The sequence below is a fragment of the Serratia sp. CY81684 genome, assembly GCF_052166595.1.
GTDB lineage: Bacteria > Pseudomonadota > Gammaproteobacteria > Enterobacterales > Enterobacteriaceae > Serratia > Serratia nematodiphila.
This window is the reverse complement of sequence record NZ_JBJNOO010000006.1, coordinates 55,057-79,949: the sequence shown is the minus strand read 5'-3', so window position 1 is coordinate 79,949 and position 24,893 is coordinate 55,057. Positions and strand designations below refer to the sequence as shown.

General features: G+C 61.1%; 16 protein-coding genes. 3 read left to right on the top strand and 13 right to left on the bottom strand.

Annotation, left to right across the window (positions count from 1 at the left end):
* Positions 1-12: 12 nt before the first annotated feature.
* The 3 genes from wecA to trxA all read right to left on the bottom strand — a co-directional run bounded on the left by wecA (position 13) and on the right by trxA (position 3,393).
* A complete protein-coding gene (gene wecA, locus ACJ8QF_RS21180; RefSeq protein WP_004934192.1) occupies positions 13-1,110 on the bottom strand; it encodes a UDP-N-acetylglucosamine--undecaprenyl-phosphate N-acetylglucosaminephosphotransferase in 1,098 nt (365 codons plus the stop codon).
* A 296-nt stretch (positions 1,111-1,406) separates the two neighbouring features.
* Positions 1,407-2,666 carry a transcription termination factor Rho gene (rho, locus tag ACJ8QF_RS21175; protein ID WP_004934188.1) on the bottom strand — a complete coding sequence of 420 codons (1,260 nt, stop codon included), beginning with the start codon at positions 2,664-2,666 and terminating at the stop codon, positions 1,407-1,409.
* A 400-nt stretch (positions 2,667-3,066) separates the two neighbouring features.
* Complete coding sequence (gene trxA, locus ACJ8QF_RS21170) at positions 3,067-3,393, bottom strand: thioredoxin TrxA (protein ID WP_004934187.1); 327 nt, start codon at positions 3,391-3,393, stop codon at positions 3,067-3,069.
* Between the two features lie 131 nt (positions 3,394-3,524).
* On the opposite strand from trxA, the gene rhlB reads away from it, so the two are divergent.
* Positions 3,525-4,811, top strand: coding sequence for an ATP-dependent RNA helicase RhlB (gene rhlB, locus ACJ8QF_RS21165; RefSeq protein ID WP_015376249.1), 1,287 nt, complete (start codon positions 3,525-3,527; stop codon positions 4,809-4,811).
* Between the two features lie 5 nt (positions 4,812-4,816).
* Positions 4,817-6,313, top strand: coding sequence for an exopolyphosphatase (gene ppx / locus ACJ8QF_RS21160; RefSeq protein WP_004934179.1), 1,497 nt, complete (start codon positions 4,817-4,819; stop codon positions 6,311-6,313).
* Between the two features lie 32 nt (positions 6,314-6,345).
* Here ppx and rep read toward each other — a convergent pair whose 3' ends face one another.
* Complete coding sequence (rep, locus tag ACJ8QF_RS21155) at positions 6,346-8,370, bottom strand: DNA helicase Rep (RefSeq protein WP_004934177.1); 2,025 nt, start codon at positions 8,368-8,370, stop codon at positions 6,346-6,348.
* Between the two features lie 109 nt (positions 8,371-8,479).
* Here rep and ppiC point away from each other — a divergent pair, with 109 nt between their 5' ends.
* Complete coding sequence (gene ppiC / locus ACJ8QF_RS21150; RefSeq protein WP_004934175.1) at positions 8,480-8,761, top strand: peptidylprolyl isomerase PpiC; 282 nt, start codon at positions 8,480-8,482, stop codon at positions 8,759-8,761.
* 25 nt (positions 8,762-8,786) lie between these two features.
* Here ppiC and ACJ8QF_RS21145 read toward each other — a convergent pair whose 3' ends face one another.
* The 9 genes from ACJ8QF_RS21145 to bcsR all read right to left on the bottom strand — a co-directional run bounded on the left by ACJ8QF_RS21145 (position 8,787) and on the right by bcsR (position 24,883).
* Positions 8,787-10,289: a M16 family metallopeptidase gene (locus tag ACJ8QF_RS21145; protein ID WP_033645700.1), complete on the bottom strand. Its 1,503-nt coding sequence runs from the start codon at positions 10,287-10,289 to the stop codon at positions 8,787-8,789.
* Positions 10,290-10,549: 260 nt separating this feature from the next.
* The gene (locus ACJ8QF_RS21140) at positions 10,550-11,836 is read right to left on the bottom strand and encodes a dicarboxylate/amino acid:cation symporter (protein WP_004934168.1); all 1,287 of its coding nucleotides are present in this window, start codon (positions 11,834-11,836) and stop codon (positions 10,550-10,552) included.
* 351 nt (positions 11,837-12,187) lie between these two features.
* Positions 12,188-14,194: a biofilm formation regulator HmsP gene (gene hmsP / locus ACJ8QF_RS21135; RefSeq protein WP_208020762.1), complete on the bottom strand. Its 2,007-nt coding sequence runs from the start codon at positions 14,192-14,194 to the stop codon at positions 12,188-12,190.
* Between the two features lie 229 nt (positions 14,195-14,423).
* Positions 14,424-17,897: a cellulose synthase complex outer membrane protein BcsC gene (gene bcsC, locus ACJ8QF_RS21130; RefSeq protein WP_442537846.1), complete on the bottom strand. Its 3,474-nt coding sequence runs from the start codon at positions 17,895-17,897 to the stop codon at positions 14,424-14,426.
* Positions 17,879-18,991: a cellulose synthase complex periplasmic endoglucanase BcsZ gene (gene bcsZ, locus ACJ8QF_RS21125; protein ID WP_442537845.1), complete on the bottom strand. Its 1,113-nt coding sequence runs from the start codon at positions 18,989-18,991 to the stop codon at positions 17,879-17,881. Before bcsZ ends, bcsC begins: the two co-directional genes overlap by 19 nt.
* A 5-nt stretch (positions 18,992-18,996) precedes the next feature.
* The gene (bcsB, locus tag ACJ8QF_RS21120; protein WP_154871905.1) at positions 18,997-21,285 is read right to left on the bottom strand and encodes a cellulose biosynthesis cyclic di-GMP-binding regulatory protein BcsB; all 2,289 of its coding nucleotides are present in this window, start codon (positions 21,283-21,285) and stop codon (positions 18,997-18,999) included.
* Between the two features lie 62 nt (positions 21,286-21,347).
* The gene (gene bcsA, locus ACJ8QF_RS21115) at positions 21,348-23,951 is read right to left on the bottom strand and encodes a UDP-forming cellulose synthase catalytic subunit (protein ID WP_004934153.1); all 2,604 of its coding nucleotides are present in this window, start codon (positions 23,949-23,951) and stop codon (positions 21,348-21,350) included.
* Entirely contained in the window at positions 23,948-24,688 is a 741-nt protein-coding gene (bcsQ, locus tag ACJ8QF_RS21110) for a cellulose biosynthesis protein BcsQ (protein WP_031300299.1), read from the bottom strand. Before bcsQ ends, bcsA begins: the two co-directional genes overlap by 4 nt.
* 3 nt (positions 24,689-24,691) lie before the next feature.
* On the bottom strand, positions 24,692-24,883 hold the full coding sequence (gene bcsR, locus ACJ8QF_RS21105) for a cellulose biosynthesis protein BcsR (RefSeq protein ID WP_004934148.1): 192 nt from the start codon (positions 24,881-24,883) through the stop codon (positions 24,692-24,694).
* Positions 24,884-24,893 lie beyond the last annotated feature (10 nt).

The window sequence follows — 24,893 nt, the reverse complement described above, 5'->3', positions numbered from 1 at the left end:
AAAAGCCTCTGGTTAAGATACTTGCTTGTTATCGCTCGAACGCCGCAGCCGGCGCTTGATACGCTTAATGTACCGCGCAACCCGCCAGGCGCGCTTGATGCAGTAACCGTACAGGAAGAAAGCAAGCAAGAATAATGCCAACATAACCCACTCAGGGATAAAAGTCAGGCGTTCGCCGATCACGCCCACCGCCGCCAGCAATGCGGCCGCCAGGGTGATCAACACGAAAGCCTGCCGCGGCGTAAAGCCGGCGCGCATGATCAGGTGGTGAATATGTTGACGATCGGGAGAGAAGGGGCTCATCCCCTTGCGTAAACGACGGTACATGATTGCTATCATGTCCATCAGCGGAATAGCGATGATCCACAGCGCGGTCACCGGGTTGATCGAGTGTGCCTTACCCTGCGAGCTTTGCAGCAGCAGCCAAATGGCGGTAAAGCCGATCAGGGTGCTGCCGGCGTCCCCCATAAACACCTTATAACGGCGGCCGAGGATGCCGAGGTTGAGCAAAATATAGGGAACGATGGTGGCGATCATCGCAAAGCACCAGAACGCCAGCTCATGATGGCCGCTCAGGTACAGCAGCAGGCCCAGCGCCCCGAAGGAAACGCACGACAGCCCACCCAGCAGGCCATCAATGCCGTCGACCATGTTGAAGGCGTTGATCGCCGCCCATACCGCGAACAGCGTCACCAGATAGCCGAACGGCCCCAGCAGCATCTCCCAGTCACCCAGCACATGGCCGAAGCTGCGCAGATACAGACCGGCGAACACCATCATGGCGATGCCGACTAATGCCTGCACCAAGGCGCGGATTTTAACGCTGATGTCGAAACGATCGTCGAGCGCGCCCACAAACACCAGAATGCCGGCGCAGGTGAGATAAAGCTTGGCGTGCGCGATAGGTTGTTCGGAAATCCAAAACGCGAAGCACAACCCGGCATAAACGGAAATACCGCCGACCAGCGGAATCAACCCCTGATGGCGTTTGCGATAATTGGGTTTATCTACCAGACCAATACGTTTTGCCGCCTTGCGGGCAACAAAGAGAAAAGCCAAAGAAAACAGGAAAACAAATAGAATTTCAGTACTCATAGTGAGTAAGTTCACAGTTAACAGATCTCTGTAGAAGATAAGGCAGCTTACCACGGGCAATAGCTTGTGCCATCGACCCCCGCCACCTTTCGGTCATTTCCTATGACAACGGTGATTCATGCCTATTTTCTTCGCATCGGCTGACAAAACGACAGCAGCAAAGCCGACCGGCACCGGGCCGACCGACAAACAAGATGAATTCTCAATAAGTCGAGGAAACAACTTACTTTTCCATTACTGCTACTTATCGTATCCGCCAAAAGCGAAAAACGCCACGACTAGGCGTGGCGTTCAGCGAATTTTTTAACGAATTATGAGCGTTTCATCATATCGAAGAATTCATCGTTGGTTTTGGTCATCGCCAACTTATTAATGAGGAACTCCATCGCGTCAATCTCACCCATCGGGTGAATGATTTTGCGCAGGATCCACATTTTCTGCAGCTCTTCGGAAGTGGTGAGCAGCTCTTCTTTACGGGTACCGGAGCGGTTGTAATCGATCGCAGGGAATACGCGTTTCTCGGCGATTTTACGCGCCAGATGCAATTCCATGTTGCCGGTACCTTTAAATTCTTCGTAGATCACTTCATCCATCTTCGAACCGGTATCAACCAGCGCGGTCGCGATGATGGTCAGGCTGCCGCCCTCTTCCACGTTACGTGCCGCACCGAAGAAACGCTTCGGACGATGCAGGGCGTTGGCGTCCACACCACCGGTCAGCACCTTGCCAGAGGCCGGTACCACGGTGTTGTAGGCACGCGCCAGACGGGTGATGGAGTCGAGCAGAATGATCACGTCTTTCTTGTGCTCAACCAGGCGCTTGGCCTTCTCGATCACCATTTCGGCCACTTGCACGTGACGCGAAGCCGGCTCGTCGAAGGTCGATGCAATCACTTCGCCTTTCACCAGGCGCTGCATCTCGGTCACTTCTTCCGGACGTTCGTCGATCAGCAGCACCATCAGCACGCAGTCTGGGTGGTTGTAGGCGATGCTCTGCGCAATATTCTGCAGCAGCATGGTTTTACCGGCTTTCGGCGGTGCCACGATCAGGCCACGCTGGCCGCGGCCAATAGGCGCCGCCAGATCCAGTACGCGCGCCGTCAGGTCTTCGGTCGAGCCGTTGCCGCGCTCCATCCGTAGACGGGAATTGGCGTGCAGCGGCGTCAAGTTCTCGAACAGGATCTTGCTGCGGGCGTTTTCCGGCTTGTCGTAGTTGACTTCGTTGACTTTCAACAGGGCAAAATAGCGCTCGCCTTCTTTTGGCGGACGAATCTTACCGGAAATGGTGTCACCAGTGCGGAGGTTGAAGCGGCGGATTTGGCTAGGGGATACGTAGATGTCGTCGGGACCGGCGAGGTAGGAACTGTCTCCAGAGCGGAGGAAACCGAATCCATCCTGCAATATCTCGAGCACGCCGTCGCCGAAGATATCTTCTCCGCTTTTCGCATGTTGCTTCAGAATGGAGAAGATAATGTCCTGCTTGCGCATACGGGCAAGGTTTTCCAGCCCCATATTTTCGCCGAGAGTAATCAGCTCAGAAACCGGCGTATTCTTTAATTCGGTAAGATTCATAGTGGTGGGTTCTTAAACTCGGGGTATGTCTCGAACTTGTATCGTGAATGGTATGGCAGCGAAATGCGTGCCTGTTTACTGGACGTTCGATCACCGGGCGCAGAGCCGTCGCGGTAAGAAATGGCTTACATCGGGCGCACGCATTGACGGTTGAAGATCGAAGGTACCTTAAAAATGATTTTTGCAAAACCGTTTGATTGCCAAAACACGGGCTGAGTTCAGTTTACTTTCAACGCCAGTGATTCGACACAGAGTATAGCTTTAGATTCAAACTCTTTAGATTTAAAACTTCGGGCAAGTTCTATATGCAGTGTGGTTAAACTTAACACGCTTCTTGGCAGGCGTCTAGCGGTGAATTGAACATCACCGCCAGGCGCCTGATACTGGGCTTCCCGCCCGATTACAGATTCGCGTTCAGGAAATCTTTGAGCTGACCTTTGGACAACGCGCCAACCTTGGTCGCGGCCACTTCACCGTTCTTGAACAGCAACAGCGTAGGGATGCCACGGATACCGTACTTAGGCGCGGTAGCCGGGTTCTGATCGATATTCAGCTTGGTGATGGTCAGTTTGCCTTCGAACTCTTCGGCAATCTCATCCAGAATCGGAGCAATCATCTTGCACGGCCCACACCATTCAGCCCAGAAATCGACCAGGATCGGCCCTTCCGCTTTCAGCACGTCAGCTTCGAAGCTGCTGTCAGTCAGGTGAATAATTTTATCGCTCATGTTCTACTCCACAGGATTATGTCTACCTTGTTGGTGTAGCATTAACCAACTCAAGGTGATTTTATTGCACCGCGTTTATTTCAACGGATGTGCTTTCGTAAAGCAATAGTTAGCTGATATTCTACCACACTATGAGCAAAACACACTTGACCGAACAGAAGTTTTCCGACTTCGCCCTGCACCCGTTAGTCCTTGAAGCCCTTGAGAAAAAAGGGTTTCACAATTGCACGCCCATCCAGGCGTTAGCATTGCCGCTCACGCTCTCCGGGCGTGACGTTGCAGGTCAGGCGCAAACCGGTACCGGAAAGACGCTGGCGTTTTTGGCGTCTACTTTTCACTATTTGCTGACTCACCCGGCGAAACAGGATCGCCAGACCAATCAGCCGCGCGCCTTGATCATGGCGCCTACGCGTGAACTGGCGGTGCAAATCCACTCCGATGCGGAAGCGCTCTCCCAGAGCACCGGCCTGAAACTGGGCCTGGCCTACGGCGGCGACGGCTACGACAAACAGCTGAAGGTGCTGGAAAGCGGCGTGGACATTCTGATTGGCACCACCGGCCGTTTAATCGATTACACCAAACAGAACTATGTCGATCTCGGCGCGATGCAGGTCGTCGTGCTGGATGAAGCCGATCGCATGTACGATCTTGGCTTTATCAAAGACATCCGTTGGCTGTTCCGCCGCATGCCTGCGGCCGATCAACGCCTGAACATGCTGTTCTCCGCTACCCTGTCCTATCGCGTACGCGAACTGGCCTTCGAGCAGATGAACAACGCCGAATATGTTGAAGTGGAACCGGAACAGAAAACCGGCCACCGCATTAAAGAAGAGCTGTTCTACCCGTCCAACGAAGAAAAAATGCGTCTGCTGCAGACGCTGATCGAAGAAGAGTGGCCGGATCGCGCCATCATCTTTGCCAACACCAAGCACCGCTGCGAAGACATCTGGGGCCATCTGGCCGCCGACGGTCACCGCGTGGGCCTGCTGACCGGTGACGTGGCGCAGAAAAAACGCCTGCGCATCCTCGACGACTTCACCAAAGGCAATCTCGATATTCTGGTCGCCACCGACGTCGCCGCGCGCGGTCTGCACATCCCTTCCGTCACACACGTCTTCAACTACGATCTGCCTGACGACTGCGAAGACTACGTGCACCGCATCGGCCGTACCGGCCGCGCAGGCGCCAGCGGCCACTCCATCAGCCTGGCGTGTGAAGAGTATGCGCTCAACCTGCCGGCGATCGAGACCTATATCGACCACAGCATTCCGGTGAGCAAGTACAACAGCGATGCGCTGCTGACCGATTTGCCGGCGCCGAAGCGCCTGTCGCGCCCGCGCGGCGGCAACGGCCCACGTCGCAACTCCGCGCCTCGTCGCGGCGGCGCGCCGCGCAACAACCGTAAACGTTCGAGCTGATCGCCATGCTCAGTTCCAGCACGCTTTATGCTGCCATCGATCTCGGCTCCAACAGCTTCCACATGTTGGTAGTGCGCGAGGTGGCAGGCAGCATTCAGACTCTGGCGCGGATCAAGCGCAAAGTGCGCCTGGCGGCCGGGCTGGATCAGAACAATCACCTGTCGCATGAGGCCATGCAACGCGGCTGGCAGTGCCTGCGGCTGTTCTCCGAACGCCTGCAGGACATACCGCGCGAGCAGATCCGCGTCGTCGCCACCGCCACGCTGCGTCTGGCGTCCAACGCCGATGAGTTCCTGCAGGCCGCCGAGCAAATCCTCGGCTGCCCGGTACAGGTGATCAGCGGCGAAGAAGAGGCACGGCTGATCTATCACGGCGTCGCGCACACCACCGGCGGGCCGGATCGTCGGCTGGTCGTCGACATCGGCGGCGGCAGCACCGAACTGGTCACCGGCACCGGCGCACAGGCAACGCAGCTGTATAGCCTGTCGATGGGCTGCGTCACCTGGCTGGAACGCTACTTCAGCGATCGCAACCTTGGGCAAGAAAACTTCGAGCGCGCCGAACAGGCCGCGCGCGAAATGGTGCGGCCGATCGCACCGCAATTGCGCCAACAAGGTTGGCAGATCTGCGTCGGCGCTTCCGGCACCGTGCAAGCGCTGCAGGAGATCATGGTGGCGCAGGGCATGGATGAGCGCATCACCCTGCCCAAACTGCGCCAGCTGAAACAGCGCGCCATTCAGTGCGGCAAGCTGGAAGAGCTGGAGATCGAAGGGTTGACGCTGGAGCGCGCGCTGGTGTTCCCGAGCGGCCTGTCCATCCTGTTGGCCATCTTCCAGGAGCTGGGCATCGAGAGCATGATGCTGGCCGGCGGGGCGCTGCGTGAAGGTCTGGTTTACGGCATGCTGCATCTGCCGGTGGAGCAGGATATTCGCATCCGCACCATCCGCAACCTGCAGCGCCGCTACCTGATCGACACCGAGCAGGCCGAACGCGTCAGCCAGCTCGCCGCCAACTTCTCCCAGCAGGTCGCCAACGAGTGGCAGCTGGATGCACGATGTCGCGAGCTGTTGCACAGCGCCAGCCTGATCCACGAACTCGGCCTCAGCGTCGATTTCAAGCAGGCGCCGCAACACGCCGCCTACCTGATCCGCCACCTGGACTTACCCGGCTTTACCCCGGCGCAGAAAAAACTGCTGGCCACCCTGCTGCAAAATCAGAGCAACACCCTCGACCTGTCGCTGTTGAACCAGCAAAACGCCCTGCCGCCGCGCACTGCGCAGCGCCTGTGCCGCATTTTGCGCCTGGCGATCATCTTCGCCAGCCGCCGCCGCGACGACACGCTGCCGGCGGTGCGGTTACGCGCCAATCAGGACGATGAACTGACGGTGATCTTGCCGCCGGGTTGGCTGGAACAGCATCCGCTGCGCGCCGAGGCGCTGGAGCAGGAAAGCCACTGGCAGAGCTACGTCCACTGGACGCTGCGGTTGGAAGAACAACGTTGACATGACCAGGGCGCGAATCGCGCCCTTTCTTTTTAATTCCCGCCTTTGGCCTTGGCCAGCTGGGCGCGGATATTGGCCAGATGGCTCTGCCCCTTCTGCATCCGCTCCTGCGGGCTCACCACTTTGCGCTCGGTTTCCCACGCCAAATCGTCCTGCGGCAGCTCCAGCAGGAACCGGCTCGGCTCCGGCCGCACCAGCTCACCGTACTGACGGCGCTCGCGGCACAGGGTGAAAATCAGCTCTTTTTGCGCGCGGGTGATCCCTACATAGGCCAGACGCCGCTCTTCATCGACATTGTCTTCGTCGATGCTGCTCTGGTGCGGCAGCAGCCCCTCTTCCATGCCCACCAGGAACACGTAAGGGAACTCCAGTCCCTTTGAGGCGTGCAGCGTCATCAGCTGCACCTGATCCAGCTCCTCTTCACTTTCGCCGCGTTCCATCATGTCACGCAGGGTGAAGCGCGTCACGACCTGGGTCAGCGTCATCGGCTCGTCCAGATCGTTGCCTTCCAGCATTTCCGTCATCCAACCGAACAGCGTGTTGACGTTTTTCATCCGCATTTCGGCGGCCTTCGGGCTGGTCGAGGTTTCAAACAGCCAGCTCTCATAATCCACGCCGCGGATCAGATCGCGCACCGCCGCCACCGGCTCACGTTCCGCCTGCTGGGCGATGCCGCCCAGCCAATGGGTGAAGCGCTGCAGCGATTCCAGCCCGCGTCCGGTCAAGTGCTGGCTCAGCCCCAGATCGAAGCTGGCATGGAACAAACTTTTGTTGCGCTGGTTGGCCCACTCGCCAAGCTTCTGCAGCGTTGCCGGGCCGATCTCGCGCTTGGGGGTATTGACGATGCGCAGAAAGGCGCTGTCGTCTTCCGGGTTGGTCAGCACGCGCAGGTAAGCCAGCAGATCCTTGATCTCGGGGCGCGAGAAGAACGAGGTGCCGCCGGAAATCTTGTACGGGATACGGTTCTGCATCAGCATCTTTTCAAACACCCGCGACTGGTGATTACCGCGGTACAGGATCGCATAGTCGCCGTAATTGGTCTTTTTCACGAAGTGGTGGGCGATAAGCTCCCCCACCACCCGCTCGGCTTCGTGATCCTCATTGTTGGCGGTCACTACCTTCAGCTCTTCGCCATATCCCAGCTCAGAAAACAGCCGCTTTTCAAACACGTGCGGGTTATTGGCGATCAGAATGTTGGCCGCCTTCAAAATGCGCTCGCTGGAACGGTAGTTTTGCTCCAGCTTGATCACCTGCAGCGCCGGGAAATCTTCCTTCAGCAGCACTAGGTTCTGCGGCCGCGCGCCGCGCCAGGAGTAGATCGACTGGTCGTCGTCGCCCACCACGGTAAAGCGCGCGCGGTTGCCCACCAACAGCTTCACCAGCTCGTATTGGCTGGTGTTGGTATCCTGGTACTCATCCACCAGCAGATAGCGGATGCGCTGCTGCCAGCGTTCGCGCACCTCTTCGTTGCGTTGCAACAGCAGCGTCGGCAGCAGGATCAAGTCATCGAAGTCCAGCACATTGCACGCCCGCATATGGGCGTGGTAAAGACCGTAGCAGTGGGCGAACAGCTTGTCGCGTTCCGAGCGCGCCAACTCTGCCGCCCGCTGGGGATCGATCAGGTCGTTTTTCCAGTTGGAGATGGTCGAAATCAGCTGCGCCACCAGCGTTTTGTCGCTTTCCAGCCACTTTTCGGTCAGCTCTTTCAACAGCGCCAGCTGATCCTGATCGTCGAACAGCGAGAAGTTGGACTTCATCCCCAACGCCACGTATTCCCGCTTGATGATCTCCAGCCCCAGGGTATGGAAGGTGGAAATCATCAGCCCGCGCGCCTCTTTGCGGCCCAGGGTTTGCGACACGCGCTCTTTCATCTCGCGTGCGGCCTTGTTGGTAAAGGTCACGGCGGCGATGTGCCGCGCCTGATAGCCGCAGTGGTGGATCAGGTGAGCTATCTTGTTGGTGATAACGCGCGTCTTGCCGGACCCGGCGCCGGCCAACACCAGGCAGGGCCCGGTAACGAATTCGACGGCTTGTTGTTGGCTGGGGTTTAATCGCATGGTGCTGGCTTGCTCGACTGTAAAACGTGGAAGGGAATTGTAGCAGAAAGCGCCGATGAGATTTAGCGGGTATAATCAGCGCAATTTTCGCATCGACAAAGGCAATACCATGGCAAAAACGGCGTGCGCCCTGCACATTCTGGTAGACAATGAAAAGCTGGCCAACGAGCTGCTGGCCAAGCTGAAGCGCGGCGTCAGCTTCGACACGCTGGCACGCAAATATTCGAGCTGCCCGTCAAAACGCAACGGCGGCTCGCTGGGCGAATTCAACAAGGGCGCGATGGTGCCGGCGTTCGATAAAGCGGTATTCAGCATACCGCTGCTCAAACCTTACGGCCCGGTCAAAACCCAGTTCGGTTACCACATCATCAAGGTGCTGTACCGCAACTGAGGGGGCCTGCGCCCCCTGCTGCGAATTACTGCGCGCCGGCGTCCGTCGCCGGCGCAGCCACCGCGGTGTCGGCCGGTTTGGCTTCTTCCGTCACCACCGCCGGCGCCGGCATCATGATGCCGTCATAGGTTTCCTGCAGCTGCTTCATGCTCATTTCCGGCTCGCCCTTCGGCTGCATCAGCACCAGCGTCGCCTCCTGAGACAGCTGCAGCTTCAGCGCCTGATTCAGCGTCTCCAGCGTCAGGCTGGACAAGAACTCCTGGCGCAGTTTCTGATACAGCTCCGGCGCGATATCCACCACCCCGCTCTGCTGCGAACGCAGGCGCTGGCTCATCAGCACATCGGTGTCGGTGCGGGCGTAGGTGGCGAACAGCTTGCTCAGCTGATCGTTTTTCTGCGCCAGCAGCGCATCGAATTCCTCTTTCGACAGGCCGTTGTCACGCACGTTGGCCAGCTCGCGGGCGATAAAGCCCAGGCTGCCGTTCAGATTGTTGTTCGGCGTATCCAGATGGATGGCGCACTGCCCCCGCTGGTACTGCACACGGCAGTCAAAGCCCAGATGCAGGCTCTTCTGGTCGCTTTTTTCCAGCGTCTGCTGAAGATGCCAGAACAGCGCCTCGCGGGCGAGATCGCCACGCCAGTAACGGAGCAGGCTCTGCGAATCGCGAATCGGGTGCCACGGCGAATCCCACATGATCGACAGCGTATCCTGTTTCACCTGCTCGCTGATCAGGCTCACCGGCTGCTGCGGCAGCGGCGTCAGGGTCGGCATCGGGGCCGGGGTTTCACGTTTGCCCTGCAGCGGCGAGAACGCCTTGTTGATCTGCTCGCCCAGGCTGCGGCTGTCGACCTTGCCGACCACGAACAGCGTCATGGCGTCCGGGGTATACCACTGTTGATAGAATTTCTTCAGCTGCTCGAGGTTGACCGGCCGCTTCGCCGGCTGCGCCGGATCGTGCGCCAGCAGCGTCGAGCCTTTCAGGCGGTAACGCCACCAGGCATCTTGGGTATTGGGCGGGAAAGTGCCGACCGGATTGATGCTGGAATTCATCACCGCGTGCACCGTATGCTCGTCGATCGCCAGTTTGCCGGTAGTGTCCGCCAGCCAGGCCAGCGCTTCTTTCAGCAGGTCGGGCCGGTTGTTCGGCAGGCTGAGGTTATACATGGTGAAATCATACGAGATGATCGCCGGCGGCAGCGGCCGCTCGTTATCCACGCTCTGTTGCCACAGGGCGCGCAGCTGCGGCGCGGTAAAGCTTTCGCTGCGCGCCAACGCCAGCCGCGGCAGCAGATGGGCGAAACCGGTCTGCTGCGAAGACTCCACCAGAGAGCCGGTATTGACGATCAGCCGCAGTTCCACGCGGTCGCTTGGCCGCTGCGGCGTATCGAGAATCTGCCATGAAAACCCGTTGGCCAGCGCCCCCTGCTGCCAGGCAGGATCGGGTTGTAGTGCTTCAGCCTGCACGCTGCTACTGGCTGCCGCCAGTAGCAGCCCACCAACTATAAGATGAATTCTGGTGCCCTGCATGTGAACCCCTACTTAATGACTATCCAATTTCTTATGCAAATGCGTGTATTCCATTCAATGGAATCATAAAAATACGCCCTGAGTTTCACAGTGGGGCGGAAAGCAGAAAGTGTACCATCGTGTTAGACCGCGCGCCTTTGCGGATGTCACTCATTAGAGTGAAAAATAATAGATTGCGGGGTTTTTAATGCAAAAAATCGTTACGAGGCAGGGGAAGAAGCTCACCGGCCGCGGCTGCGGCCGGTGATTTACCGCCGAAATCAGGCGGAAGGCAGCGTTTTGTCCGCGCCGGTGTTTTTGTTGTTCAGGGTGTCTTTCAGCTGTTTCTCATCCAGCTGATTACACCATTTGGCCACGACCACGGTCGCCACGCCATTGCCCACCAGGTTGGTCAGCGCGCGGGCTTCCGACATAAAGCGGTCGATGCCGAGGATCAGCGCCAGGCCGGCCAGCGGCAGGTGGCCTACGGCGGAGATGGTGGCGGCCAACACGATAAAGCCGCTGCCGGTCACGCCCGCCGCCCCTTTGGAGGAAAGCAGCAACACCACCAGCAGGGTAATCTGATGCATGATATCCATGTGGGTGTTGGTCGCCTGAGCGATAAACACCGCAGCCATGGTCAGGTAGATAGAGGTGCCATCCAGGTTGAAGGAGTATCCGGTCGGGATCACCAGACCCACCACCGATTTCTTGCAGCCCAACTTCTCCATTTTATCCAGCATGCGCGGCAGCGCGGATTCGGACGACGAGGTTCCCAGCACGATCAGCAGCTCTTCTTTGATGTAGTTGACGAATTTGAAGATGCTGAAGCCGTTGGCGCGGGCGATGCTGCCCAACACCACCACCACGAACAGGATGCAGGTGATATAGAAGCACACGATCAGCTGGCCGAGTTGCACCAGCGTGCCGACGCCGTATTTACCGATGGTAAACGCCATGGCGCCGAAGGCCCCCAGCGGCGCCAGGCGCATGATCATGTTGATGATGCCGAAAATCACCCGCGAGAAGCTGTCGATCACGTTGTAGATCAGCTGCCCTTTGTCGCCCAGACGATGCAGGGCGAAGCCGAACAGTACCGCGAACAGCAGCACCTGAAGAATGTTGCCGCTGGCGAACGCGCCGATCACGCTGCCGGGGATGATGTCCAGCAGGAACGGAATGATGCCCTGCTGCTGCGCCTGCTCGGCGTAGATCGCCACCGCTTTGGCGTCCAGCGTGCCGGGATCGACGTTCATGCCGGCACCCGGTTGCACCAGGTTGACGATCACCAGGCCGATAATCAGCGCAATGGTGCTGACGATTTCAAAATACAGCAGCGCGATGGCGCCAGTGCGCCCCACCGCCTTCATGCTTTCCATGCCGGCGATGCCGGTCACCACGGTGCAGAAGATCACCGGCGCGATGATCATCTTGATCAGTTTGACGAAGCCATCGCCCAGGGGTTTCATTTGGGCGCCAAGATCAGGGTAGAAGTGGCCAAGCAGGATACCCAGCGTGATCGCCGTCAGTACCTGAAAATAGAGGCTCTTAAAAATGGTTGTTTTCATATGAACATCCTATGGGGGCAAGACACGCATCAGGTGGCAACCGATCCCCCCTCTCATGCAGGAAACGGGATTCATGCACGCTTTTTTTCTGGCATGGCGCCGTTTCAGTTATTGGGGGAATGAATTACTCAATCGGTTTATTGCTGCGCGGAAAATAACACCCACTTAACAACATGGAAATAATTTGTTGCACCCACCGTGTGGGGTTGATGTGAATTTAAGAGCTGAAACGCGTCAGTCGGGGTGCAAAGCTGAAAATTGCGTAAGCCTTTGTTTGCACTAACGCAAAAGAGGTAGATAAAGAATGGCGATTTTCGGACGAGGAAAAGTACCGGAAAGGTATCGCGACGCTCACGGCGCCGCGCGGCAAAACTCGGCTTCGAACGCTTCGCGCGGCAGCGGCCGAGCGAACAGGAATCCTTGCCCACTGCGAATGCCGTGCTGCAGCAGCCAGTCGCGCTGTTCGGCGTTTTCCACGCCTTCGGCCATCACCGGCAACGCCAGCACTTCGGAGATCGAACTGACGATGCGCACCATCGCATCGTCGCCCGGCAGCCCCTGAATGAAACTGCGGTCGATCTTAATCAAATCGATCGGCAGGGATTTCAAGCGGTTGAGGTACTCCAGGCTGGAGTAGCCCATGCCGAAGTCGTCCAGCGCGATCGACAGCCCCAGGTCGTGCAGCTCGCGCAGCAGTGCCAAGGCGCGATCGAGATCGTCGATGCGTACCGTCTCGGTGATCTCCAGCAGCAGCTTGCGCGGATCGATCCGATACTGCGCCAGCAGGTTTTTCAAATGCGGGACGAACGCTTCATCCTGCATCTGAATACCGGAAACGTTAACTGCCAGCGGTAGCGCAATGCCGCGTTGCTGCCAGTCCGCCAGGATACGGCAAGACTCTTCCAGCACCCAGTTGCCGAGAGGCACGATCACGCCCAGCTCTTCCGCGAGCGGGATAACGTCGGCCGGCAGGGTATAGCTGCCGTCATACTGCTGCCAACGCAGCAGCGCTTCGGCGCCGATCACCTCGTTGGACTGCATGTCGATCTGCGGCTGCAGGAACAGCGTGAAATGCCGCTGCTCGATGCCGTGCAGGATCTCGCTCTCCTGCGTCAGCCGCTTCTGCGTGCGTTCCGTCAGGCTGGGTTCGAAGAACAGGATCTGATTTTTTCCTTCGCGGTGCGCGGACATCATCGCCGAGGTGGCGCTGCGCAGCAGCTGTTCCGCGCTCTCCCCCTGATTGAGGTAGTGCGCGATGCCGATGCTGGCGTTGGGCCGCAGCGCCAGACCTTCCAGCGTCAACGGCGCATTGATCTCCGCCATGATGCGCCGCGCCAGCTGCATGGCGTGGAACGGCCGCTCAATGCCCTTGGCCAGAATGGCGAATTCGGTATTGCTCAGCTGTGCCAGCACGCCGTTTTCGTCGATGCAGCCGCGCAGCTTCTTCGCCAGCGCCAGCAGCAGCGCTTCACGCATCGCCGGGCTCATCACGCCAGACGCTTCATGCAGCGTCTCGATGCCGATCACCAGCAGGTTAAAACGCTCAGGGCGCAGACTGGAGGCGATATGCTGTTCCAGCAACGCGTTCAGCAATGCAGGATTCGGCAGTTCGGTCACCGGGTGGCGGGTACTCAGGCGGCTCATATCGGCATGCGCCTTGGCCAGCGTCTGTTGATTGCGGTTGTAATTGCGCACCAGCAGGCCGAGCTCGTCGTCCTGGTGCAGCGCCGGCAGCATCAGCTGGTGATAGGGCGCTTCGTCCTGCGAGATGTTCTCCAGCTCTTTGGCCATCGCGCGCAGCGGATGCACCATCAACCGGTTCATGCACCAGGTGATGGCCACCGACAGGATCAGCGCCAGCAGCAGGTAGGTCGACAGCATGGTCGACAAAATGCTGAGGATAAACTGGTACATGCGGAACGAATCGGCCTGCAGCACCAGATAGGCCAGCGGCTGCTGGTTGGCGGGCACGCGCTCCAGCGAATAGAGCGGCACGGAAATTTGGATAGGCAGTTCAAACAGCCGGGCGATCAGCGTCGGCACCGGCCGCTCCGGCGGGAAATTGGCGTGCAGCGCCTGAAACTCGTTCGGCAACACGATATCCGCCCGGCTGAGAATGCCGACCGGCAACAGCGTGTTCAGCACCCTTTTGGCTTCCGGCACGTCCATGCGCAGCACCGCTTCCGCCAGCGGCTGGCGCACGGAATGAGCGATATTCTCCAGTTGCTGGGCGTAGTCATCCCTGCGCTGCTGCACAAAGTGGAATAACTGGATCACGATAAAAATGCAGATCGTGACCAGCGCCACGCCGGACACTGTCGCCATCTGCTTAATCGTTAACGAACGCCTGACCCGCAAACCTGCTCTCCGTGAAATCGGGCTGAAACAAAAAAGGGGGCTGACTCTCACCCGCCCCCTCGAACCGGGCTGAGTATACTCGATCATCGGCTGTTTTTATCTGGCTATGCCGCAGGCAAAACCAAGAAAATCGCGGGTTTCAGTCTTTTCCTAAAGCGAACAAACGCGACCCGGACACAGGGTAACAAAACTCCCCGGCGTCCGACACTCCGAATCTTTCCCCTTCCGGCTACTTGAAGTCGGCGTAAGGCGTCAGCGGCTGCGGCGGCAAATCGAGATCCCCTTGCCAGCCGGCCAGGGAATAACGCAGATAAATCAACGCGTGGCTCGGCGTATAGTCCTTCGCCTGTTGAATATCGATGCCGGCGCCGAGCGTCCAGTGCGAACTGAGACGGCGTTCGACGATCGCCCGCAGGGTATAACCGACGCCGCTCGAAGAGCTGCCGTCCTCGACGGCGAACTTATCGGGCAACGAATCCGGGATCAGCCCCTGCAGCGGATAGCGGCGCTGGCTGTCGGTTTTCGAATGGGACAGCGAAACCGAACCGCCCAGCTCCCACGACCAGTTCTCGGTGCGCTGACGGTAGTTGACCGGTAGCGACACCGACAGATATTGCTGCGGGCTGTAATAGCCGCCCTGCCCCAGCGAATAGCCGCTCAAATCCTTCTGGTAGTGCCACAGCATGGTATTGAGCCCGACGCTCAGGCGGCGATTGTCTTCGTTGATCAGCTTGTAGTAGTAACCGGCCATCAACCGCTGCCGCTGGTTGTCCGCCACGTTCTTGCCGGTAATCTGGTGCGCGCTGAGATCGGCCCAGACGCCGTTCGCCTCGCCGCGATCGTAGCTGGCGCTCAGGCTGACGCCGGTAGCGCGCACGCCGCCCCAGGTGATGCCGGTATTCGGGTCTTTGGCGCCGCCGAACGCCAGCAGCGAGCTGGAGATCGGCCGTCGCGAGGCCGCCAGCGTCCAACCAATGTGGTTCCAGTCGCCGCTGTAGGCCAGGCCGCCGGTCCAGTCGACCACCTCAAACCCCATCGGCGTCGTGCCGATGTCGGCGGCCCAACGATCGTTTTTCCAGCCGGCCGCCACGCTGGTGCCGGTGGTTTTCTGGTGTTCATCGCCGCGGCACCCTTGCGTGTGGCAGGTGCCGAAGGTTTCGTAGTATTTGCCGCTGCCGTCGGTCGAAAAGCGGCCGGCATCCAGCTGCACGGTGTCGGTGCGCAAGAAGGCGCGCCCGTCATGCAGCGGCATGTCCACCTGCAGCATGGTATCGTGCGCGTTGAAGTCGGAGATGCCGCCGGTGCCGCTCGAGCGCCAGTAATCGTGATCGAGCGTGACGTTCACGTCTTGCTGTCGATACAGATCCGCGGCGTCGGAGCGGATGCCGCGTTTCAGCCAGTCGTCGCTCGGATTATTGCGCGTCAAATAGGTGTAGCTGTCATTATCCTGCGGCAGCGTCGGCGTGATGCCGCTGGCCACCATCGCCTGGCGGTAATCCTGCTGCGCCCGCTCAGGCTGTTGCTGAGCCCGCTCCAGCCGGGCGGCGTCACGGTAAACCAGCGCCTTGGTCTGTCCGACGGGCTCCGAAGCCGCCACCGTTTTCAGTCGGTCGAAGATAGCTTCGGCCTGCTGCGGATCGCCGACCGCCCCCCAGGCGTTGGCGACTCGCCGCTGGCTGTTGAGCGAAGCGTCTTGTGGCTGCGGTTCGGTTTTAAGCCGTTGACGCGCCGCGTCCAGATCCCCCTGCGCCACATAGGCTTCGATCTCGCCCAGCTGCGCATCCGGGTTGTTCGGCTCACGCCGTTTCACCCGCTGATAGTCGTCCAGCGCCGCCGCATACTCCCCGCGCGCCAGTGCCCAGTCGGCCAGCAGCAAATCGATGCGCGTGTCCGCCGGCTGCCGGCGCAGATAGGCTTCCGCCGCCGGTTCGTCACCGGCCGCCCGCAGCCGTTCGGCATGCTCGATTACCGCCTGCATTTTCAGCCGCTGCGCCAGCTCGCGCATGTTGTCGTTCCACTGTGCCGCAGGCAGCGTATTGAGTTGTGCCAGCGCCTGCCTGTCGCGATCGCTGCCGGAAAGATAGAGCGCATAGGCGTAGGTCAGCTGCGGATTGGCATGTTGGCGCTGCGCCAGCTGCCGGAACAGAGCGTCTGCCTGCTGCGGCTGCCCGGCCTGACGCAGCGCCTGTGCATAGCGATAGGTCAGCCAGACGTCGTCGGGATCCATCGGCTGAGCGCGGCGATAGATTTCCGCCGCCTGCTGCCACTGCTGCTGTGCCGCCAGCGTCTCCGCCTGCTGTTTCAGCATATCGAGCCGCAGTCCGTCGAGGGTGCTGCGCAGCTTGGCCTGTTGGCTGCGCGGCAGGCCGTTGAGGTAGGCCAGCGCTTTTTCCGGCGACTGGCGCTGATAGATATTCACCAGGCCGCGCAGCGCGCTGCCGTTACCGGGATCGCGCCGCAGCGCCTGCCGATAAAACCCTTCCGCCGCGGCGTCATCTTTACTCGCCACCGCCACATCGCCCAGGCCGATGAACGCGTCGCCGTCGCTGTCGTCGAGCTGACGCGCCTGCTGATATTTCTGCCGGGCCAGCGAGAGATTGCCGGCCTTGAGCGCTTTGTCGCCCTCGTCGATCGCCAGCCAGTAGCCGGTGCTTTTGATCAGGCTTTGCCACTTGCCGCTGTCGTAGCCGTTCTTGTCGGCCGCCAGCGCCTGGCGAAACAGCTTCAGCGCCTGTGGGCGATTGCCGGCGCGCGAATAGGCCTGGCCGAGCGCGCCCAGCACCTCGGCGTCGTTCGGCGTCGCCGCCAGCGCCTTTTGCAACTCAGGAATGGCTGCCCGGCTGCCGCCTTTATCCACCTGCGCCAGGCCGCGCACCCGCGCCTGATAGGCCGGATCGGCCAACAATTTCTGCTGTCTGGCCAGCTCTTCGCGGGCGCTGGTCGCCTGATCGCCAGTGTCGAACACGCCGAGGAAGCGGTTGAGCGCCGCCACGCTCTGCGCGCTGACCGGCATCGCTTTGACCTTGTCCAGCCACAGATCGGCGGCATCGCCTCGCCCGGCCGGATCGGCGGCGATCTTCTGCAGCAGTTCATAGGCCTGCGCGTCCTGGTTCTGACTGAACAGCATACGCGCCAGCGACATACGCAGCGCCACATTGCCTGAATATTGCTGATCCAGCGCCTGCAGCTGCTTTAACGCCTTCGCCTCCTGCCCCGGCAAACGCGCCACCAGCCGCCAGTATTCCACCGCCAGATCGAGCGTCGGCGGCTCGCCGTGAAACAGCGCATCGTACTGCGCCTTGGCTTCCGGCAACCGGCCGGCGGTCGCCATCAGGCGCGCCTGCTGCAGCTTTTGCCGGGTTTCCGGCTGGGTCAGCAGCATGTTCATTTGCGCCTGGCGATAGGCGCTGGACTGCGGCGCGAGGGTTTTCAGCTTGTCCAGCTGCTGCTGCGCCAGCGCCATGTTGCCCTGCCGCAGCGCCAAACGCATGCGCGCGGCGATCACGTCCGGGTTGTTCGGATCCATCAGCTCGAGCCGGTACAGCGACTGGCGCACCAGATCGTCCTTGTTGCCGGCCTCGCCAATGCGCACCTGTTCCAGCAGCCACTGTTCCGGGGCCACGGCCTCCGCAGCGCGCGCCTGCGGCAGCATCGCCAGGCTCAGCGGAATCAAATTCAGCCAGTTTATTTTGAAGTTGTGCATTGGCCGTCCCACGAGGGTTGCAATTCACCCTGACGATTAAAGCGATAACGTTGTTGATCCCACCCCTGACCGAACAGCGTCAGCGAAGCGCTGAAATAGGCGTCGTCACCCGGCGGGTGCTCGCTGATGCGCTGCCGCTGCACCGCCAGCGCTTCAGCCTGCGTCGCCAGCATCGGCAGCACAGAAGCGGAGAAACCGACCGGGCCGTCGCCGGTGGTTTTGCCGCTGGCGGTATCGGTTTTCTCCGGCGGAACGCCCTGTTTGGCAGTGAGCTGCGCCATCGGCTGGAAGCGTTCAAGCAGCGCCGCCTTGTGCTCATCGTCGTCCGCCAGCATGCCGGCCCACAGATAAACCCGAATAGCGTCGTAGCTGCCGACGTTCGGCTTGACGGTGTCCGGCTGCCAACCGGCACCGACCCGCCACACCACCCAATCCGGTGAGAAACCGTGCGGCGCGGTGTCCAGCCACAGCCGTTGATTGACCTCGCGCATCGCGCGCCATGGGCCGTTCAGAGCCGCAAAACGCGCCAACAGCTGCGGCGGCAGGTAGCTGGGATTCAGCCGCCAGCGATCTTCCGCCACGAACCCGACTTTGCCCGGTAGCAGCATCAGGCCCAGGCCGGGAATGTCGGCCACTTCCTCGCGGCCGATGCGTTGCAGCAGCAGCGTCCCCAGGGTTTGATAACGCCGGCTTTTCCACAGGCGGCCGGCTTCGAGCAGGTTGTAGGCGATCCACAGATCGGCGTCCGACGCCGAGTTGGCGTCCAGCACCTTCCACTGCTTATCGTCGCTCTCGCCCCACAGCCAGGCGGGCAAACGGGCGCCGAGATCGCCCGCCGCCAGATTGTTCTCCGTCCAGGTCAACAACAGGTCGAAGGCCGGCCGGTCGTTGGCCACCAGGGCGAAAAACAGGCCGTAACTCTGCCCCTCAGAGGTGGTGATTTTGTTCGGGCTGCTCGGATCGATCACCCGCCCCTGCGGGCTGATGTAGAACTGCTTGTACTGTTGCCAGCCAGGCCATTCGCAGGCCGCCGCCGCGCTGAAAGCGCACAGCAGCAGCATGCCGAGCGACAGGCGTTGCAGCATCGCGTTCACCGCCGTCAATCCCGATCTTCAGGCGCCAGACGCCGCCGGCTGAAGGCCTTCAGGCCGCGCCACAGCATCAGCCCCAGGATCACCACCAGCACCACCGCGAGCACCGCCAGCAGAACAGGGTGGGTGGAGAGGGCATACCACAGCCGCTCCCACCAAGGCAGGTGGCCGACATAGTAAACATCGCCGACGCGCAAGCTGTTGACCCCCGATTCGCGGATCACCGCCACCGAGCCGAACACCGCGGCGCGTTTGCCGCTGTCCAGCAGGGCATTGTTCAGCAACTCATAGCCGCGCGGGCTGTCCGCCAGCAGCGCCACGATGCTGCGCTGATCGTTGAACGGCGATTGCACGCCGATGATCGCCGACATTGCGCCCTCGGAGTTGACGGTGGTCTTGCTGTCCGGCTTGGCGTCCTCCGCCAGCAATTCCGCGCTCGGCAACGGCGGTTGGCGCGTCGGCTGCTTCACCCAGCTTTGAGTGGCGTCCACCAGCAGGCTGATTTTCTTGTCGTCGCGCAGCGCCGGCGGAATGGTGCCAATCATCAGGATATCGTCGTCACGATCCTTGGCCTGCGACCAGTCGTCGCTCAGCGTAAAGGCCAGCGCCGGGTAGCCGGTTTGCGCGCCGATCACGCCGAGCGCGTTCAGCAGCGCGCTGACCTGCGCCGGCTGCGGTTTCTGGTTCACCAACACCAGCGTTTGCGACAGATCCGCCAGGCGGCTGAACGGGAAGCCGGCGTTGGCGAAGGCGCGCAAATCCGGCATCGCCATAAAGTGGCGATAGCCGGAGAAATCGATGGTGGACGCGCCGTCGATCACCGCGTGGTTTTGCGTGAAGGAGTAGGTTTCGCAGCGCCCTTCCGCGCCGCTGGCCAGCAGCGTGGTGTAGTCAAAGTCAAAGCGCAGCTGGTTGGTGGCGCCCAGCCGCAACGCCGGGATACTGACGTTCCTGTCGGAGTCGAGCAGCCCCTGCGTCAGCGGTAGTCTCAGCAGCTGCGCGCCCTGCTCGTGTTCCGGCACCAGCGAGTAAGCCTGCACGAACTGGTTGTTCAGGCTGACGCTCAGCCGCGAACCGTCCTGAATGCGCGGCGCGGTATAACGGTATTTCAGGTGCATGTCGATGCCGGTGCTGCGGATCAGGAACAGATCCGGCGGCAGGTTCATGGTCAGCGAAATCGGGCCGGGTTCGATGCCGCTGGTTTGCAGCTGTTCGGCATATTGCTGCAGCTCGGCGAAGGTCATCGGCCGATCGGTGCGCACCCAGTTCGGCGCGTCGTAAGGCTGGCGCGCCGCGAGCTGTTCCACCTTGTCCACCGTCACGTTCTGGCCGCGGAACAGGATGTTACCCTGCGCGATACCCTTCACCGCGGTGATCAAATCGTTGTCGTCACGCCCCTGAATCAACAGCAGTTTGACGTACGGATTGTCGGGGTGGCTGATCATCTCCACCGTCGGGCCGTTGACCGCCGGATAATCGCGCAGGAAATCCGGGCGCTGCGAGTTGGTGGCGAACACCACCGCGTGCTGCGCCGGCAGCGCATTGTACAGCGTCGGGAAGGATTGCCCGCGCCACTGCGCCTTGCTGCCGAACCAGGAGGCCAGAATGCCCGCCGCGCGCTGCTGGGCGAGATCAGGCTGGCCGGCGAATACCATCGGCAGCGTCAGCGGCCGATTGTCGCGGCTGTCGAAGAACGGCTCAGGGAAGTGCGACAGCTCGTTTTTCACCGGCAGCGTCTGGAAACGCAGCTTCAGCGCGCTGGACTTGCTGACGTCGAGCCACAGCGAAGTGCTGGCCGGGTTTTCGCAGATGTTCTGATAATGGCCGACAAACACCAGCCGGACGCGGTTAAAATCGGTGATATAGCGCGGATCGATCGCCATTTGGATGCGATTGGGCTTGCCCAGCTGCTCCTTGGCGAGGGTGGTCACGCCCATCAGCTCGTCGTTGAGGTAGACCTTGACGTGCGACTCGACCGGGATCAGCGCCGGCGACGGCGTAAATTCCAGGTCGAGCATCGCCTGCGAGACCACCTCATCGCTGCGCACGCCGAATTCGATCTGCCCGTCCGGCCGGGTGCCGCGCAGAACAAAGGTGCCCGGCGGCGGCGCTATCTGCGCGAACGGCAGCGACACGTCGCGCACCGGCGCATTCGGATCCTGCGGCGCGGTCGCCGTATCGGCCGCCGCGGCGATCGGCGGCTGGGCCGCCACGGTCGGCGCGGTGGCGGTTTCGGCCTGCGACAGGGTGCTGATGCCTAAGGCCAGAGCAGTTAACCAGGTTATTTTTCGCGTCATCGTATCATCATCAATGTTGGAGCCTGTTCACCGGGCGAGTGAGCGGGCGGTTGAACTCGCAGCTAACCCACTGTTTCTTGTTGACCCAAGGTCGGATCCCTGCCGACGCCGCGCGGAATAAACGATACTACCCAGGCGGTCAGCGAAGTGACCCCGACCAGCAGGCCGCGCACCAGCGGCGGCGCGTAGTCCGCCATGCGCACATAGCCGCGGAAGCCCAACGCCAGCACGTCGCGCAGGCTTTCGATCGGCCGGTCTTCAGGGAACCCGTCCTGCCACAGTGCCCAGGTATCGGCGCGGGCGAAGGTGCACTGAATGAAATCGATGTGTTCACGGGTGGAGAGACTGACCAGACGCACCCCCACCTTGTTGCCGAAGGCGCGCGTCACCACACAGGGGAAGCTGTACTCCTGCTGGCCGCGCTTGAGCAACAGCGAGGCCTTGTCGCCGTCTTTCAACGCGTTTTCCACTCGCATCTCAATGCCCACGCCGCCGTCGGAGTAATCGCGCAGCGTGCAGGGGTAGAGGTGGCCATCAGCACGCGCGATCGCCGCCGGCATGGCGATCTCCACGCGGTGCGCCTGGCGCACCTGCTTGGCCTCCACCGCCACCGCCACCGCGCCGCCGAGAATGGTCATGTTGTACAGCACCCACACCAGGCTGATGATCACCGTCATCACCTCGTCCGTCGGGCCATAGGCCAGCCGCCAGGCGCCGAACGCCAGCCCGGCCAGATTCAGCACCACCAGGAACATGTAAGGCCGGGTGATCACCCAGTCGACGTGCTCCTCCTCCACCAGCCCGCCTTTGGCGGTGACGTTGAATTTGCCCTTGTGCGGATTGAACAGCGCTACCGTCGTCGGCCGCGCGATATACCAGGCCAGCACCGTTTCATAGATCTCGCTCCAGAACGAATGGCGGTATTTCCCCTGGATGCGCGAGTTGGTCAGGCTGGCGTGGATCATGTGAGGCAGCACATACAGCGCGATCGCCAGCGCCGGCGCGAAGATGATGTAGGCATGCAGCAGTAAAAACGCCAGCGGCGCGGTGAGGAAGATCAGCCGCGGAATGCCCGACAGGAAGTGCAGCATGGCGTTGGCGTAGCACAGACGCTGCGCCAGTTTCAGCCCTTTGCCCAGCAGCGGGTTATCGAGCCGGAAGATCTGCACCATGCCGCGCGCCCAGCGAATGCGCTGGCCGATATGCGCCGACAGGCTTTCGGTCGCCAGCCCGGCGGCCTGCGGAATGCGGATATAGGCCGAGGTGTGCCCGCGCCGGTGCAAACGCAGCGAGGTATGGGCGTCTTCGGTGACGGTTTCCACCGCGATGCCGCCGATCTCGTCCAGCGCGCTGCGGCGCAGAATGGCGCAAGAACCGCAGAAGAAGGTGGCGTCCCACATGTCGTTGCCGTCCTGCACCAGCCCGTAGAACAAAGTGCCTTCGTTGGGCGTCTGGCGGAAGCGGCCGAGGTTGCGTTCGAACGGATCCGGCGAGAAGAAGTGGTGCGGGGTCTGCAGCATCGCCAGCTTTTTGTCTTTGAAGAACCAGCCCATGGTCAGCTGCAGGAAGGAGCGCGTCGGCACGTGGTCGCAGTCGAAAATCGCCACGAACTCGCCGGTGGCCTGCTTCAGCGCATTGTTGATGTTGCCGGCCTTGGCGTGTTCGTGGGTCGGCCTGGCGATGTATTTCACCCCCACTTCGGCGGCGAACGCCCGGAATTCGGGGCGATTGCCGTCGTCGAGGATATAGATGTTCACTTTCTCTTTCGGCCAGTCGATGCCCAACGCCGCATAGAGGGTGGGCTTCACCACCCCGAGGTCTTCGTTGTAGGTCGGCACCATCAGATCGATGGTCGGCCAGGTGGCGCTGTCTTCGGGCAACGGCACCGGCTGGCGGTTAAGCGGCCAGATGGTCTGGAAATAGCCCAGCACCAGCACCACCCAGGCGTAGGTTTCCGCCACCAGCAGCAACAGGCCGCACACCAGGCTGAGCGGATCGTCCCAGTTCAGCGTGGCGGTATAACGCCACCACAGGTAACGACAGGACACGGTCAGCGACAGCACGATCAGCATCAGCGCAGGCAAACGCCCCGGCACCCGGCGCACCACCATCGCGATCCCCCACAGCAGCACGACGAACACGAACTGCGCCGACAGATCGAACGGCTGCGAAATGCACAGTATGGCGAGGATCGCCGCCAGCACGCCGACCAGAATAAACAGCGCGCGTCGCATGCCGCGGTTCATGCGGCCGAGGCGCTCTACCGAACGCTGTTCCACGCCGGCGTTTTTCAGCCGTTGCGGCAGGCTCTGCAGCCAATCGGCGTAGCGCTGCTGCAGCCGCCGCCACCCGGCGAAATAGTCGCGCGGCACCGGCGCGCGACCGCTGCGAAACAGCAGCAGCCACAGGCCCTGCAGCAGATAGCGCAGCGCATCCGCCGGGCGCGGGCGTTCGGCGGACAGATGCGGGAACCAGTAAGCGCGGCCGACGCGCACGCGCTGCCAGGCCGGTGACTCGAAGCGCAGCAGCATCCACCCCAGCGCCACCAGCAGCGTGGCGAAAAAGGCGGTCAGCGCAGACGCGCCGTTGCGGCGATAGCCGCGGTAGCGCGCCTGCACCGCCTGACGCACCGGCGGTACCAGCAGCAGGCTCAGCACCCGGCTCATGGGGCAACGCCCCGTTTGAGGTTGATCAGACACCAGTTGGCCAGCGTCAGCACTTCATCCGCCGCCAGGCTCTCGGGGCGATACTCGCCCAACGGCTGTTTGACCGCCAGCGCTTCCGCCAACGCTTCGTCGCGGTGGATCACCACCGGCAGCAGGCCGCTCAGGGTTTGCAGCCACAGCTGATGCAGATCCTGCTGCAGCTGGCTGGCGGAGGAGTAGTGATTGACCAGGAAACGGCAGTCATTCGGCAGCGTCTGTTGATGGAGCCGCACCTGACAGTTGGCGTCGGGGTTCAACAGCACGAACACGCTGTCGGCAAGCTGCAGCGCCTGCTGCGCGAGCACGCCGTCCCCGACCGGGACATCCAGCAGGATCCAGCGCTGCGGATCGCCGGCGATCAGTTGGCGCAGATTGTCGCGCCAACGCTCGGGCTGCTGCTGACATTGACGTTGTACTTCCAGCCGTTCCGCCCCATTCAGGCGGCCAAAAGGCAGAAAGTCGAGGTTTTCACAATAACGCAGCGCGCCTTCCTGCCAAACGCCGCCATCCCGCTCCGCGCGGGCCCAGCCGCGCGCCAGCTCGAACGGGGTGTTGAAATGCAAGCGCAGCAGATTATCCGGCGTGAAGTCGATCGCCAGCACCGACTCGCCCAGCTGCTGCAACGCCCAGGCGAGCGCCGCCGTGACCGAGGTCGTCCCCATTCCACCCCGCAACCCTTGCAGCGCGAGCACCGGCATAGATCAGTGGCTCCCCGTGGTCTGCGCCAATTCGGCCAACAGTGGCCAGCGCGTCATCATTTGCGTTAACCGCTCCTGCCGCGAAATATCGACATAGCGTAATTTCGGCAATGAAAAAGCCTGGCTGAGCGCCTGCAGGTCATCCTGGCTCTCCCCAGGCGCCGCTGCACGAAAATGGGTGGGTGCGTTATTCATTCTTCCGCCT

What these genes read in the sequence shown, in the direction of transcription:
- rho (WP_004934188.1), bottom strand. Translation starts at nt 2,666, where the DNA reads ATGAATCTTACCGAATTAAAGAATACGCCGGTTTCTGAGCTGATTACT.
- trxA (WP_004934187.1), bottom strand. Translation starts at nt 3,393, where the DNA reads ATGAGCGATAAAATTATTCACCTGACTGACAGCAGCTTCGAAGCTGAC.
- rhlB (WP_015376249.1), top strand. Translation starts at nt 3,525, where the DNA reads ATGAGCAAAACACACTTGACCGAACAGAAGTTTTCCGACTTCGCCCTG.
- ppx (WP_004934179.1), top strand. Translation starts at nt 4,817, where the DNA reads ATGCTCAGTTCCAGCACGCTTTATGCTGCCATCGATCTCGGCTCCAAC.
- rep (WP_004934177.1), bottom strand. Translation starts at nt 8,370, where the DNA reads ATGCGATTAAACCCCAGCCAACAACAAGCCGTCGAATTCGTTACCGGG.
- ppiC (WP_004934175.1), top strand. Translation starts at nt 8,480, where the DNA reads ATGGCAAAAACGGCGTGCGCCCTGCACATTCTGGTAGACAATGAAAAG.
- ACJ8QF_RS21145 (WP_033645700.1), bottom strand. Translation starts at nt 10,289, where the DNA reads ATGCAGGGCACCAGAATTCATCTTATAGTTGGTGGGCTGCTACTGGCG.
- ACJ8QF_RS21140 (WP_004934168.1), bottom strand. Translation starts at nt 11,836, where the DNA reads ATGAAAACAACCATTTTTAAGAGCCTCTATTTTCAGGTACTGACGGCG.
- bcsC (WP_442537846.1), bottom strand. Translation starts at nt 17,897, where the DNA reads ATGCACAACTTCAAAATAAACTGGCTGAATTTGATTCCGCTGAGCCTG.
- bcsB (WP_154871905.1), bottom strand. Translation starts at nt 21,285, where the DNA reads ATGACGCGAAAAATAACCTGGTTAACTGCTCTGGCCTTAGGCATCAGC.
- bcsA (WP_004934153.1), bottom strand. Translation starts at nt 23,951, where the DNA reads ATGAGCCGGGTGCTGAGCCTGCTGCTGGTACCGCCGGTGCGTCAGGCG.
- bcsQ (WP_031300299.1), bottom strand. Translation starts at nt 24,688, where the DNA reads ATGCCGGTGCTCGCGCTGCAAGGGTTGCGGGGTGGAATGGGGACGACC.
- bcsR (WP_004934148.1), bottom strand. Translation starts at nt 24,883, where the DNA reads ATGAATAACGCACCCACCCATTTTCGTGCAGCGGCGCCTGGGGAGAGC.